General features: G+C 47.9%; 13 protein-coding genes and 1 tRNA gene. 4 read left to right on the top strand and 10 right to left on the bottom strand.

Going from position 1 to position 13,310, the window contains the following annotated elements; all coding sequences use genetic code 11:
* Positions 1–44 precede the first annotated feature (44 nt).
* Entirely contained in the window at positions 45–473 is a 429-nt protein-coding gene (locus tag D5269_RS12975; RefSeq protein WP_120485935.1) for a helix-turn-helix transcriptional regulator, read from the bottom strand.
* Between the two features lie 245 nt (positions 474–718).
* Between D5269_RS12975 and D5269_RS12970 the strand changes: the two genes are divergently transcribed.
* Both D5269_RS12970 and D5269_RS12965 read left to right on the top strand, forming a co-directional pair.
* Positions 719–1,435: a coenzyme F420-0:L-glutamate ligase gene (locus D5269_RS12970; RefSeq protein ID WP_120485934.1), complete on the top strand. Its 717-nt coding sequence runs from the start codon at positions 719–721 to the stop codon at positions 1,433–1,435.
* Positions 1,436–1,448: 13 nt separating this feature from the next.
* Entirely contained in the window at positions 1,449–2,645 is a 1,197-nt protein-coding gene (locus D5269_RS12965; RefSeq protein WP_120485933.1) for an acetate kinase, read from the top strand.
* 74 nt (positions 2,646–2,719) lie between these two features.
* On the opposite strand, the gene recG is transcribed toward D5269_RS12965, so the two are convergent.
* A complete protein-coding gene (recG, locus tag D5269_RS12960) occupies positions 2,720–4,765 on the bottom strand; it encodes an ATP-dependent DNA helicase RecG (protein ID WP_166545182.1) in 2,046 nt (681 codons plus the stop codon).
* Positions 4,766–4,910: 145 nt separating this feature from the next.
* Positions 4,911–4,986, bottom strand: a tRNA-Ala gene (locus D5269_RS12955).
* Between the two features lie 192 nt (positions 4,987–5,178).
* Between D5269_RS12955 and D5269_RS12950 the strand changes: the two genes are divergently transcribed.
* On the top strand, positions 5,179–6,075 hold the full coding sequence (locus D5269_RS12950) for an NERD domain-containing protein (RefSeq protein WP_120485931.1): 897 nt from the start codon (positions 5,179–5,181) through the stop codon (positions 6,073–6,075).
* A gap of 55 nt (positions 6,076–6,130) precedes the next feature.
* Here the strand turns inward: D5269_RS12950 and D5269_RS12945 are convergent, their stop codons facing one another.
* Entirely contained in the window at positions 6,131–7,324 is a 1,194-nt protein-coding gene (locus tag D5269_RS12945) for an ABC transporter permease (protein WP_120485930.1), read from the bottom strand.
* Positions 7,325–7,332: 8 nt separating this feature from the next.
* A complete protein-coding gene (locus D5269_RS12940; RefSeq protein WP_166545181.1) occupies positions 7,333–8,487 on the bottom strand; it encodes an efflux RND transporter periplasmic adaptor subunit in 1,155 nt (384 codons plus the stop codon).
* 99 nt (positions 8,488–8,586) lie between these two features.
* Here D5269_RS12940 and D5269_RS12935 point away from each other — a divergent pair, with 99 nt between their 5' ends.
* Positions 8,587–8,766, top strand: coding sequence for a hypothetical protein (locus D5269_RS12935; protein WP_016317818.1), 180 nt, complete (start codon positions 8,587–8,589; stop codon positions 8,764–8,766).
* Positions 8,767–8,784: 18 nt separating this feature from the next.
* Here D5269_RS12935 and radA read toward each other — a convergent pair whose 3' ends face one another.
* The 5 genes from radA to lspA all read right to left on the bottom strand — a co-directional run bounded on the left by radA (position 8,785) and on the right by lspA (position 13,292).
* Positions 8,785–10,164 carry a DNA repair protein RadA gene (gene radA, locus D5269_RS12930; RefSeq protein WP_016317817.1) on the bottom strand — a complete coding sequence of 460 codons (1,380 nt, stop codon included), beginning with the start codon at positions 10,162–10,164 and terminating at the stop codon, positions 8,785–8,787.
* A 141-nt stretch (positions 10,165–10,305) separates the two neighbouring features.
* Positions 10,306–11,022 carry an N-acetylmuramoyl-L-alanine amidase gene (locus tag D5269_RS12925; RefSeq protein ID WP_120485928.1) on the bottom strand — a complete coding sequence of 239 codons (717 nt, stop codon included), beginning with the start codon at positions 11,020–11,022 and terminating at the stop codon, positions 10,306–10,308.
* A gap of 44 nt (positions 11,023–11,066) precedes the next feature.
* On the bottom strand, positions 11,067–11,882 hold the full coding sequence (locus D5269_RS12920) for a Cof-type HAD-IIB family hydrolase (protein ID WP_016317815.1): 816 nt from the start codon (positions 11,880–11,882) through the stop codon (positions 11,067–11,069).
* Positions 11,873–12,769: an RluA family pseudouridine synthase gene (locus D5269_RS12915; RefSeq protein ID WP_242828999.1), complete on the bottom strand. Its 897-nt coding sequence runs from the start codon at positions 12,767–12,769 to the stop codon at positions 11,873–11,875. The genes D5269_RS12920 and D5269_RS12915 overlap by 10 nt, the downstream gene beginning before the upstream one ends.
* A gap of 28 nt (positions 12,770–12,797) precedes the next feature.
* Positions 12,798–13,292, bottom strand: coding sequence for a signal peptidase II (gene lspA, locus D5269_RS12910; RefSeq protein ID WP_016317813.1), 495 nt, complete (start codon positions 13,290–13,292; stop codon positions 12,798–12,800).
* Positions 13,293–13,310: the final 18 nt, after the last annotated feature.

The following is a 13,310-nucleotide window of genomic DNA, read 5'->3' as shown; positions in this document are numbered from 1 at the left end:
ATCTGCTGAGACTATCGTCAAAATTTCTCATTTCCATACCTTGCTTAAACGCTTATGAATACAGCTTCTAAAAATGCATCCAGATCATGATACCCATACTCCGCTTTCAGACGGTTTTGCAGCTCTTCTAATGGCGTGATGTAATCCTGAATCTTGACGATTTGCTGATAGGTGGTTAAAACAGGGTATTTTTTACCCCACATCTCTGTCCAGTTAATCCTTGACTGCTTTTCTTCGTCTGCGGTTTCAATGAAGCGCTCTATTTCTTTCAATTCAGGATCAAACTCTATCAATTCATCCAAAGTCAGGTGATACAACTCCGCCATCCTTTTCGATTGGCAAATGTCCGGAAGTGTTTCACCCAATTCCCATTTGGAAATGGTCTGTCGGCTGACACCTAATTTTTCTGCAACCTCCTCCTGTGAAAACCCGCTCTTTTTTCTCGCCTGAAACAAATTGCTTCCCAAACTCATAAAAGAAACCTCCCAAATTTAAGATTGCCCTTATTATACCTGCCATACGAAAAAAATCTACCAACTAACCGTTACAATTATGCGCACTTTCTTAACATCCTTTAAAGGACTATCTTTCAGGCTGGAAAAAGCAGGGCGAATCCCCCGTTGACTGTTGCCGCGAATTGTTGTATAATTTTCAGGGAAAACTTCCAAAATAAAGCCATTAAAAATCTACGATTTTGAAGATAAGGCGGGATACGCAAATGCCAAATGAAGAAAACCAGGGGGCTGGTTATGTAGTCAACCCCGAAAAGAACGAAACAATCACCGTTGACGGCGTGGAATACCGTCGGCTCTGTATCAAAACCCATGTTATTACTGATCAGGACAATATTGTTGAAGTGGCCGACAAATACGCCTCCTCGCTCGTGCAGGAAGGCGATATCCTGTTTATCACCGAAAAAGCGGTAGCCTGCACCCAGAAGCGCGCTATCCCGATTGACCAGATCCATCCGCGTCCGCTCGCCCGCTTTCTGAGCCGGTTTGTGCTGCGGACCCCTTATGGAATCGGGCTGGCAATGCCCGAGACCATGGAGATGGCGCTTCGGGAGTGCGGCACCATACGCATTCTCTTTGCAGCAGCGATTTCAGCGGTTGGAAAGCTGTTTGGGATTCGCGGCTGGTTCTACAATATTGCTGGATATAAAGCGCGCAGTATTGATGGACCCTGTGATTTCACCCTGCCGCCCTATAACCATTATGTTGTGCTTGGACCGGATAAGCCGGATGAAGCAGCAGCAGACATTTCCAAAAAGGTTGGGGTTCCGGTCGCCATCACCGACATCAACGATCTCGAAGGCCAGATTCTTGGGACATCTGACCGAAGCATGGACCGGGACCTGCTTTGCAAAATCCTCAAGGATAATCCCCTTGGTCAATGTAGTGAGCAAACCCCTATGGGTATTATAAGACGTGTGTAAGGAGAGATTTGGAATGAACAATGTATTCGTCGTCAATGCAGGCAGCTCCTCGCTCAAGTATCAGCTCATCAACATGGCGGATGAAAGTGTCCTCGCCTCGGGCAACTGTGAGCGAATCGGAATCGAAGGAGGTATCCTCACCTACAAATGGAATGGTGAAAAGAAGGTTCTCAATGAGGAGCTTGCAAACCATAAAGCTGCATTGGACAAGGTCGTCGCACTGTTGACCAGCGGAGAAACCAAGGTCATCGACAGTATGGATGACATCGTTGCTGTTGGACATCGTGTTGCATTCAGCATGTCCCAGTCGAACGAGATCACTGACGAGGTGCTTGCCGGAATTGAAGGTACCAGCTCCATGTTCCCGCTGCATATTCCCGCGATGGTCACCGGCATCAAAGCCTGCCGTGAAACCTTTGCGGGCAAAGTTCAGGTTGCAGTCTATGACAACTCGTTCCATCTGTCAATGCCGGACAAGGCCTATATGTATGCGATTCCCTATGAATATTACGAGAAGTACGGTATGCGCCGTTATGGCTATCACGGCACCAGCCATCGGTATGTAACCCTGCGTCTCGCTGAAATCCTCGGCAAAAAGCCGGAAGAACTCAAAATTGTGTCCTGCCATCTGGGTAATGGCTCATCGATCACTGCAGTAGATGGTGGAAAATCAGTCGATACCACGATGGGCTATACCCCGCTTGCCGGCTTGATGATGGGTACCCGCAGCGGTGACGTTGACCCCGCACTCATCAATGCGATTGCTCAGAAAGAAAACCTGAACAACGAGGAAGTCAATGCGATCCTCAACAAAAAATCTGGTCTGCTGGGTATCTCGGGTGTTTCCAGTGATGCTCGAGATGTTGTTGGTGCAATGAATGAAGGCAATGAGCGCGCTGCCCTCGCCTGTCATATGCTCCACTACCAGATCAAGAAATACATAGGCGCCTATACGGCGGTTATGGGTGGAATTGACGCAGTGATCTTCACTGGCGGTATGGGTGAAAATTCCGATTTCCTGCGGGAAGAGGTCTGCGAAGGTCTGGAGTGCTTTGGCATCAAACTCGATCCGGCCAAGAATAAAGGGATGCGCGGCCAGGAGGCATTGCTTTCGGCCGACGGCAGCAAGACGCAGGTTTGGGTAATCCCGACCAACGAGGAACTGATGATCGCTCGTGATGCGTATGCGATCTACCAGTCCAAACAGTAATTCTATTTCAATAGGTCGCTCTGCAAATGCAGAGCGACCTGCTTTGTTTTGAGACATTGGCTGTTCTCCGTCCCTCAGTTTGGACGTTCCCCAACCACATCCATCAGGCGCCCTACTGCGGCACGCAAGGCCGCATGCTGTGGCTGGGAAAGATCAGGGTCGACAGACAATACCTGTTTTGCAGCTTGCCGCGCTTCTGTAACCGTGTCAGTATCGGTGCTCAGATCAGCAATCCGCAGGGAGGGCAAGCCATGCTGCTGCTGTCCTAGGAAATTTCCCGGACCCCGGGTTTGCAGATCATATTCTGCAATCTGAAACCCATCATTTGAACGGCACATCATTTGAAGGCGGTCCAAAGTATCCTGGCTGCGGCTGTCGGATAGCAAAATGCAATGGGATTGCTCGGCTCCCCGTCCGACCCTGCCTCGAAGTTGATGAAGCTGGCTCAGCCCGAACCGCTCGGCATTCTCAACCATCATAATTACCGCATTGGGCACATCCACCCCCACCTCAACCACTGTGGTCGAAACCAGCAACTGAATCTGCCCACTTTTGAAGTCTGACATCACTCGATCTTTATCTGTGGATTTCATCTTTCCATGCAGCAGCCCGATTGTGTAGCCAGAAAACGCTCCATTTGCTAGTTCTTCCATATATCCTGTCGCTGCGCATAATCCTGTGGCCTCTTTTTCGGTATCCTCCTCGACCAGTGGACAGACAATGTATGCCTGTAATCCCCTATCAAGATGCTGGCGGATAAAACCGAAGGCCCGCTCCCGCTTGCCAGAACTGATCTTATAGGTTTTTACCGGTTGACGGTTTGGAGGCAATTGGTCAATGACCGAAATATCCAGTTCCCCATAGACCATCAGTGCGAGGGTGCGCGGTATTGGGGTTGCAGACATGACCAGTGTGTGGACATGCGCTCCCTTCTGTTGGAGTGCGGCACGCTGCGCCACTCCAAAACGATGCTGCTCGTCTGTAATTACCAGAGCAAGGTTTCGGAAGGTGACGCCTTCGGAGATCAATGCATGAGTCCCGATACAGAAGTCTATCTCCCCTGCCGCAAGCCGTTCCCGCAGTTTTCGCTTCTGAGAAGCAGTCATCGAACCCACCAGCAGCCCAACCCGCATTCCCAAACGGGAACAGAGCGGTTCCAGGCCGCTGTAGTGCTGGTGCGCGAGCAACTCAGTTGGTGCCATCATCGCGGATTGTGTCCCCGAAAGAAATGCAAAGTATGCCCCGGCTGCTGCTACCATCGTCTTGCCCGATCCAACATCCCCCTGTACCAACCGGTTTGCAGGCGTTGACCGCTGCATATCGCCAGTCAGGTCGTCGATCGCTCTCTGCTGTGCATTTGTTAGTGTAAACGGCAGCGCATCATAGAATGCTTGCAGCGAGTGGGGCTGCATCGGCACTGCACTGCATTGGCGGATACGGGTCCGCAGCAATCCGACTCCGACCGCCAGCGTGAACAGTTCTTCAAAGATCAGGCGGCGCTTTGCGCGTCCCAGTGTTTCCGCATCGGTTGGGTGATGGATCATCTCTACCGCCTGCGCAATTCCATCCAGATGGAAGGAATCAAGAATCTGCTGCGGTATACATTCCGGCAGATTTGGTGCGAGCATAAGCGCCTGCGCAATCAGCCCAGAAATCACCCGATTGCTGATCCCGTTAGCCAGTGGATATACCGCAGAAAAGGATGCACTGGTATCCGCTGGATAAATTTGTGGAGCACCCATCGTCCTCTTTTGCAGGGTTCCACCCAGCCTGCCATAAAACAGATAGGTTCTATCGTATTCAAGCGCATCAAGTGCGAATTTATTATTAAAAAAAGTCAGTTCCAGAGAGCCGCTCTCATCCTCAACGACCGCTTTATACATCCGTATCCCACTGGCTGCCCGGATTTCACTGCCTTTCTTGACCACTACTGCCCGTACTGTACACGGTTCATCAAACGGTGCCGATGAAATCTCGCAGGGTTTAGACAGGTCTATATAGTTTCGCGGGTAATGCAGCAGCAGATTTTCTATTGTATGGATGCCAAGGCGCTCTAATGCCTGCGCCCGTCGTTCACCGACACCCCGCAATGTTCGAACACTCCGCTCTTCTGATCCCATCTGTGCCCCTCCTGTGAAGAATATACGTTCTTATTTTACCGCAAAAAAATGATTTTGTCACGAGGATTTTCCCTGTAAGTAGATTATAAAAAGATAAAAGAACCGTACAATATCTTATAAAATAGATATTGTACGATTCTTTTATTGGTGGAGACGATCGGGATCGAACCGACTACCTCTTGAATGCCATTCAAGCGCTCTCCCAGGTGAGCTACGCCCCCACAGTATAACCCTTTCAAACTGACGGTCGACTTTTGTATAATACCATAATCGTTGTTTTATGTCAATAGGATTCTAAAAAATTGTAAAGAAAAAAATTCTTGAATATATCCTTGATATCATATATAATAAAATAAAGGAAAAAGTCGGATTTTCTGGATTTAACGATAAAAATGATAAAGTGGTGATTATGGTTGGCTCTTTTAAATTTTTTTAAAGCAAAGCCGGTAAAAAAGGAATTATCATTTTCGGAACCTATTTTTGTTAAGGAGAACTTATCTCTTCCTAGGCAGATTAAACAGTTAGAAACATTGAAAGACTTGGTTATTCCGGAGCAGGTAGCTGAGGTTGAGCAGGATATTAAAAAATTATCGAGTGGTTTGACAGGCGAAAAAAACGTTGCCTATGAACTGAAAAATAGCTATCTGCCGCTTTTGATTTTGCAGGATATTTATTTAAAAAATGATGATACCAATGCACAGATCGATTTTATCGTTATTGCTTCTTTTGGCATCTTTGTGATTGAGTGTAAAAAGTTTATTGACGATATTGAAATTACAAATAAAGGTGATTTTAACCGGTGCTTTAAAACACCTACAGGAATTATCTATAAAAAAGAAGGGATTTACAATCCAGTTACGCAAAACCGTCATCATTCCGAAATGCTCAAAAAACTCTTGCTTGCTCAGATTCCCACTCTGAATACGCAAAATTTAGATGTTTTGATGCATGCAATTGTTGTTTTTGCAAATCCAAAGACAGTGATTCGTGACACAGAAGCTCCCAACGAAATAAAGGAGTCTATTATTAAGCATGATCAATTGACGTCCTACCTAAAGGGATTCCAGAACCAGAATCCAAACGTATTTTTGTCTGAGGAGGAAATGCGGAAAATATCGGATTTTCTACTCGAAGGAAATATTGAAAAGCCAATGCAGTTTTTTAAAAAATACCGGTTTAAAGTACCTGTTTGCCCCAAATGCGATGTGCCTATGGTAAAGCGCGTTGCAAAGCGAGGGATGAACCAAGGGAAGGAATTTTGGGGATGTCCCAATTACCCCAGATGCAAGCAGATTGTCAATATTGATTAGGTAGTTGTCCATTCTTCTGAACAGCCGTCTTTAGAGACGGCTGTTTTTTGCTCTCCTAATATTCAATTCGAAGCGCATTGACAGGGTGAAGCCTAGCAGCCATCATTGCTGGATAAACTCCAAATACAATTCCGACAACCACAGAAATTCCAATGCTTATACCAATCAGACGAAAATTGATGAGTGCGGGTATAGAGATAGCCAGACATCCTGCCGCTGTAAGCAACACTCCAACGATTACTCCAATCATACTGCCCATTAGCGAGATGGTAAAAGCTTCAATTAAAAATTCAACCAAAATTGTACTTTGGGTGGCGCCAATCGATTTTTTAATCCCAATTTCCCGTGTTCGCTCATTGACTGAAACAATCATAACCGTCATAATACCAAGCCCTGCTACCACCAGCGAAACAGCGGCAATAGCGGATAAAACAACCGTAATGATGCCCAATACACGGTCAAGCGTTTCCTTCTGTCTGGAGATGTTGTCTGCTTTAAATCCCCGGGAAATATTATGCTGACGGTTAATCGCTGCAGCAATCTGTTCAGACATAGCTTCAACATTTTTGCTGTCCACCATCGTGACTGCGATTTGATCAAACGAAGCCTCCCCTGCATAGCGTTGCAAGGTGGTATATGGAAGATAAATAAACGATGGTATTACATCCCCTACCATACTTTGCAGCAGGTTTCCTCCTGAGGACGCAACCCCTACGATTTTTAGGCGGACATAACTTCCTCCGATCATCGCGTCAAGGAATTTTCCAACAATGTTTTCTCGCTTGTAAAACAGATTAGCGACATTGCTATCCACGACACATACTTCTGCCGCACTGGAGACATCAGCCTGTGTGAGCAGACGTCCATATTGCGGTGTCAGAGAAATGATCTGATTCTCTCCCCGATCGGTTCCCCATAGCACCGAATTTGCAACTAATCCACGCATCCGAACGTTGCTGTAATCCATCACAATCGGTGTCGCACTCTTTACATTGGGATTCTCTCGGATCAGGGTCAAATCCTCTTCTGTCATCTTTTGGCTGGTAAATTTACGGTCAGCACTCACAGTAATGCTTCCCAAGCCGAGAGATTGTAATTCCTGATTGATCGTATTTTTTCCAATCTCCCCAATAGAACCAATCAAAACCACTGATGCGACTCCAACAGAGATGCCGGAAATGGTAAGAAAGCTGCGAAATTTTTTTCTTCCCAGATTCCGAAAACTACAAATAAGGCTGTCCCAAAACATGCGGCGGCTTACCTCCTTTTCAGGGTGATGCGCTCCCCTGTTTGTACCGCTTGTGCATCCATAATAACAAGGTCGCTCTCTCCCAATCCCGAAACAATTTCCACACCTTCAAGCAGTTCTAATCCAGTCTGGATGTTGCACCTCACCGCTTGAGAACCTTTCGCCAAATATACATATTCCACATTTTCTTCATCCTGTTGGATCGCCTCATATGGAACGGTGAGAATCTCCCGCTGATGATCAGTTGTGATCTCTGCACGTGCAGAAAAACCCGCTTTCAGGCTTTGTCCAGGCTCATTGATTGTGAGTTCCAAGTCAACCACGGTCTCCTGTGCAGTACCATTCGAGAGTTTGCGCGCAACCGGATAAATCTTGCTGACATAACCCGAATAAACCTCCGAAAAACCGGTTCCGCTGATTTTGGCGTAATCTCCTACATGAATGTCAGAGATAAAAGATTCCCCTACCGTTACCTTGGCAATGAAATCTTTGGTGTCTGCGATCGTGACCACAGGTTTCGCTGTTCTGGAAAGGACATTGCTCTTGATACCTACTTCGGTAACAATTCCAGACATCGGTGCAACAACTGTCTCTGGGATGTAGAGATAAGGATTCGTCGGTTCCTGCGAGCCAATGGAGGTGCTGTATGCGTCAACAATTTCTTCTAAAGAATCAAGCTCCAGGCCAGAAGATTGAAAAGCAGAATAAAGTCCGGCGAAATCGGTCATATCAGATGCATGGGTTGGCAGGTTGTCCAGAACCGAAGACGCCGGTATACTCTGTTGCAGAACGCTTTTGGTAAGTTGGGTGTCAATCACTGCGATTACCTGTCCCTCCTGTACAAAATCTCCTACCGAGACATAAACCTCCTGTGCCAGAACCGGCGTCTCCAGATAAACCTCTTTCACAGTCTGCGCCTCAATCGTCCCATTGGCGTTGATGTGTTTTTCATATAAAACCTGCTGTGGCGTAGAGCATTGGACAGTTGGAATACGTTGTAATGTGACTGCTGGCGCAGCGGCAACCCCTCCAAATGAACCGACAGCCAGTAAAAATGCAAGACATTTTTTAAAATGCAAAAAAATCCCCCATTCCCTCAAATGACTATCCGGATGAATGAGGATAGTGTTTGCGGGAATGGGGATTTTATACGGATTTTCCATCCGAATACCGCCAATTCCTACAGCATGAATCGGATGGATTTGGATATACTTTTGAGTACACCCGACAAAACAGTTTGAATATTTAGGAGTGTAAAACCAATGGAAAATTCCAAAGAGAGGAAAATTCATCTGATCCCCTGCGACAAGGACTGTTATCATCAGAGGCAGGGATACTGCGCCCTGGATGAAATCACCTATATTACGAGCTGCAAGGAGAATGGCTGCGGCTACTTTACCCCCACAGACCCCTATGCGGATGACCTGCGGGAGGACTGGTAATCGTGATGCCGACAGATTTCAGATGCATTTGATCGCCTCAGAGATATTCTGTACTCCGATCAGGCGGATGTCCGGCATCTCTCGGATGTCGATCCCCTTCAGATTGTGCCGGGGAACGATACAGGCAGTGAATCCCAGACGATAGGATTCACTGACCCTCTGCTGGATATTGCTGACCGAACGAACCTCCCCTGCCAAGCCAATTTCACCAAATGCTGCGATATGATCCGCAACACTCCGATCGAGCAGGTTGGAGACCAATGCGATCGCGACAGGCAGATCTGCGGCTGGCTCATCCAGCCGCAACCCCCCCACAACATTGATATAAGTATCAAGATTTCCAAAAAAATATCCAGCACGTTTCTCAAGCACTGCAATCAGCAGCGCAGCACGATTGGAATCAAAACCTGTTGCCATACGACGGGGAGTGCCGAATCCGCTTTTGGAAACAAGCGCCTGTACCTCTGCAAGAATCGGACGGCTTCCCTCCATAACACAGGCAACACAGGTGCCTGAAATGCCCGAGGGCCTGCCGGAAAGCATCATTAGAGAGGGATTTCCAACCTCCTGCAGCCCGTTCTGAGCCATTTCAAATACACCGATCTCATTGGTGGAGCCATATCGGTTCTTGACTGCTCGCAGGATACGATAGCTCTGGTGACGTTCACCCTCAAAGTAAAGTACCGCGTCAACCATGTGTTCCAGCATTTTGGGCCCGGCAATGGCGCCGTCCTTGTTGACATGCCCGACGATAAAAAGTGGGATTTCCGCGTTTTTGGCAATCCCACTTAAAATTTGGGTGGATTCCCGGATCTGGGTAATGCTGCCCGGTGACGAATTAAGTGCGGAAAGACTCATTGTTTGAATGGAATCGACCATCACAAGATCCGGCGAGAGCTGACGTACTGTCTCGATTACCGTTTCCACATCGGTGGTTGCAGCGATATACAGGTTGTCACTGTCCACCCCCAAACGGTTGGCGCGGAGCTTGAGCTGTCTTGCACTTTCTTCCCCGGATACATAAAGGATTTTGAGGGTTCCACATAGATATTGACAAATTTGTAAAAGAAGAGTTGATTTTCCGATTCCAGGATCGCCCGAGAGCAGGGTGACCGAACCAGCAACAATTCCACCACCTAATACACGGTCGAGCTCCCCTACCCCGGTCCGGTACCGCTGGCTGTCATCTGATGAAATCTCACTCAACTTCGCAACAGTCGCGCTTCGGGTGGAAGAAGCGGCTGCGGAAGACTTTGGCTTTGATGTTGAGACCTGCTGCCGGACCTCCTCTGAAAGAGTATTCCATTCTCCACAGTCTGGGCATCTGCCATACCATTTTACGGTTTCGTAGCCACAGTTCTGGCAAACATAGATGCTTTTTTGTTTTGTAACTGCCATTTTTTGCTCCTCTATTCGATCTGTCCTGATGCCATCCATTGTGCAACATCAAAATCATGTGGGTTCGTAAACATATGAGATCTTCTGCTCTCCTGCAGGATAAAGGTAGCCTGCTGATGCTGCATCTTGAAAATCAGCAGGCTAAGAATGCTCCAACCCCAAATATTCCGCCGTTGCAGAAAAGATTGCGAATGCAACCTGACGCTGATAGCTGTCCGTTTTCAGTTTTGCGCATTCTTCTGGATTGGAAAGAAAACCGCATTCGATCAAGAGGGCTGGCATCGGCGCATTATAGATCAGATAGACATCATCTGTGCAGGGTTTAAACTGCCGGGTATTTTCCGGCTGCACCATATCGACCAAGCGCTCCTGCATAATCGCGCCAAGTGTCCGGCTCTCTTCGTTTTTTGGGCCATAAAATACCTGAGCGCCCCAGTATCTGGAGCGGAAAAATTTGTTCTGGTGGATACTCAAAAAAAGTGCATTGTCGCACGACTTGGCAAGCGCCATTCGATTGTGCAGATCGGAATTTTTCCGCTGCCGGGTGGTTGTCAGCCCTTCATCCTCGGTAGAAACGTCCGATTCACGGGTCATCACCACTTTAAATCCGTTGATCTGGAACAAGTCTCGCAAATTCAATGCAATAGCCAAATTGATCTCCTTTTCGACGGTTCCATCATCACCGACCGCACCGCCGTCAAATCCTCCATGTCCTGCGTCGATAACAATGGTCGGCTGGCCTTCAATCCGCTCATACGGGGCAACCGCTGTAATCGCCTGATAAGAATAACTGGTAAAAAAGGCGGCTGCAATCCCCAGTAAGCCTAAGATTACCGCTGTACCGGGTTTCCATCGCATAAAACATCCCTCCCCATCCCTTTATATGCGGAGAGACTGAATTTTTATGACATACCGTGTGTCTCAAGATGTTCGATCAGATCGGCAACCGCGCCATCCATGCAATGTCCAACTACCAGTTTGCAGACCTGCTTGACCCTGTCCGGAGCATCTGCGACTGTGACCGGATATCCAGCGGTTTGCAGCATCTCGAGGTCATTATCGTAATCCCCAATCGCTGCAACCCGGTCTAGCGGAATCCCAACCATCTCCGAAAGCCGACGCAACCCGTTTCCTTTGTTGCAGTGAAGCGGAAGCATCTCGATAAAATAGGGGCTGGAACGCACACAATGCACATCCTGCCAGTTCTGCCTTTCCAAAAATGCCATCGCTTCTGGCTGCATTTTCGGATCCATCGTGAAGATCACTTTCAAGTAGGAACCCTTTAAAAGCTCCAAATCATAGTCAATGAACAGCATCTTTTCCTTACTGAGATAACGGTCGGTGTAGGTTATTGGAGCAACCGAAAACAGATCTTTTTCATCCAGCACAACCGCACCCATAGCGGGGAACGCTGCACAAAGATCGACGATATGCTGGCGGAATGACGCAGGAAGATATTCTGCGGTCAGCATCTTCTGTGCAGCATAATCGTAAATACCGCTCCCGTTAAACAGGACGCATGGCGCATTGACCGGAAGCTGGTCAACAAACTGTTTGGTGGAAAATACTGAGCGACCAGTCGCGATCGCAAAGCGTCCTCCCTGCTCGGTAAAACGCCGAATTGCTTCAATGTTTCTTGGAGGGATCGGAGCAGGCGCTTCTACCAAGGTTTCATCAACATCGCTGACAAGCAGAATATCTGAAAGATTTATTGCCATCTGGTCATTCCTCCATCCATGCTGTTTAAAAATGCAGTGTAATACGCAGGAAGCTCGCTGGTAAACTCCAGATATGCTCCAGTGCGCGGATGCACAAAACCGATCGTCCGGGCGTGTAGGCATTGCCCATGCAGGCGTGTAATGCATTTTTTTGGTCCATAGACTGGGTCTCCGACGATCGGATGCCCTAAATGTGCCATATGTACCCGGATCTGATGGGTTCGCCCGGTCTCAAGCTGGAACTGCATATTGGTAAATCTACCAAAACGTTCGATGACCTGATAATGGGTCACTGCCTCACGTGCATTTTTTTCTGTTACGCACATCCGCTTTCGGTCGGTCGGATGCCTCCCAATCGGGGCGTTGACCGTTCCGGAATCCTCCAAAAAACTGCCGTAAACCACCCCGTTATAGATACGGGTAAAACTGTGGGTTTTGATCTGTTCAGCAAGTGCCTGGTGAGAGCTGTCTTTTTTTGCCACGATCAAAAGCCCGCTGGTGTCCTTATCAATCCGATGGACAATTCCTGGTCGGATCACACCATTGATGCTTGAGAGCCGGCCCTCACAATGATAAAGCAGCGCGTTTACCAGCGTTCCATCATAGTTTCCCGGGGCAGGATGTACCACCATCCCCTTCGGTTTGTTGACAACCAGCAGATCCTCATCCTCATAGACAATCTCGATCGGGATATTCTGTGCCTTAACATCAAGCGGTTTGGCATCCGGTAACTGTACAGTGACCCGTTCGGTTCCTCTCAACCGGTAATTTTTAGAAAGCGGCTGCCCCTCTGCACAAACCAGACCATCGGTACAAAGTTTTTGCACCGCCGATCTGGTCAAATCTTCAAGCCGCTCTCCGAGCCAACGGTCGAGACGTTCCCCCATATCTGACGGTTCAGCGGTCAGGACACGGCTATTCAATCGACTCCCCATCCTTTTGCTGTTTTTTTTCGGCAGATTCGTCAAAGAAAAAGAGATAAATGATCAACAAAGTGGTTCCGACCACCACACAGCAGTCGGCAAAATTAAAAACCGGAAACCGGAACAGTGGTGAAATATCCAGGTAATCCACTACAAATCCGCGTATGATCCGGTCAATCAGGTTCCCAATTCCACCGGCAATAATCAGGCTGACACTCCAGATAGCAAGTTTGTGCTTGAGTTTGCCCATTACAAGAAAGACAACTGCTCCAATCAAAATCAGTCCGGTGAGTACCGAAAGAACAGTCACCCCCCCTTGAAACAGCCCAAACGCGGCACCTCGATTTTCCACATAAGTGAGCTGGAGCAGGTGCGGGATCAGCAGCGTAGATGGTTGGCCCGGAAGAGCATTGAAAGCCCACACTTTGAGAAGCTGGTCGATAACCACCAGTCCAGCTGCAGATGTAAGCGCCAAAATAACTGTCATGAAAACCTCCATAAAAGG

It is taken from the genome of Anaerotruncus sp. 1XD42-93, assembly GCF_009917605.1.
Classification (GTDB): Bacteria; Bacillota; Clostridia; order Oscillospirales; family Ruminococcaceae; genus Anaerotruncus.
Note: the sequence above shows the minus strand (reverse complement) of the source record. Positions and strands in the feature narration are given on the sequence as shown.

Bases quoted from the DNA above. Each gene is read 5' to 3' on its own strand.
- D5269_RS12945 (WP_120485930.1), bottom strand. From the start codon at position 7,324: ATGTTTTGGGACAGCCTTATTTGTAGTTTTCGGAATCTGGGAAGAAAA.
- D5269_RS12915 (WP_242828999.1), bottom strand. From the start codon at position 12,769: ATGGGGGAACGTCTCGACCGTTGGCTCGGAGAGCGGCTTGAAGATTTG.
- D5269_RS12940 (WP_166545181.1), bottom strand. From the start codon at position 8,487: ATGGAAAATCCGTATAAAATCCCCATTCCCGCAAACACTATCCTCATT.
- D5269_RS12935 (WP_016317818.1), top strand. From the start codon at position 8,587: ATGGAAAATTCCAAAGAGAGGAAAATTCATCTGATCCCCTGCGACAAG.
- D5269_RS12975 (WP_120485935.1), bottom strand. From the start codon at position 473: ATGAGTTTGGGAAGCAATTTGTTTCAGGCGAGAAAAAAGAGCGGGTTT.
- lspA (WP_016317813.1), bottom strand. From the start codon at position 13,292: ATGACAGTTATTTTGGCGCTTACATCTGCAGCTGGACTGGTGGTTATC.
- D5269_RS12925 (WP_120485928.1), bottom strand. From the start codon at position 11,022: ATGCGATGGAAACCCGGTACAGCGGTAATCTTAGGCTTACTGGGGATT.
- recG (WP_166545182.1), bottom strand. From the start codon at position 4,765: ATGGGATCAGAAGAGCGGAGTGTTCGAACATTGCGGGGTGTCGGTGAA.
- D5269_RS12965 (WP_120485933.1), top strand. From the start codon at position 1,449: ATGAACAATGTATTCGTCGTCAATGCAGGCAGCTCCTCGCTCAAGTAT.
- D5269_RS12970 (WP_120485934.1), top strand. From the start codon at position 719: ATGCCAAATGAAGAAAACCAGGGGGCTGGTTATGTAGTCAACCCCGAA.
- radA (WP_016317817.1), bottom strand. From the start codon at position 10,164: ATGGCAGTTACAAAACAAAAAAGCATCTATGTTTGCCAGAACTGTGGC.
- D5269_RS12920 (WP_016317815.1), bottom strand. From the start codon at position 11,882: ATGGCAATAAATCTTTCAGATATTCTGCTTGTCAGCGATGTTGATGAA.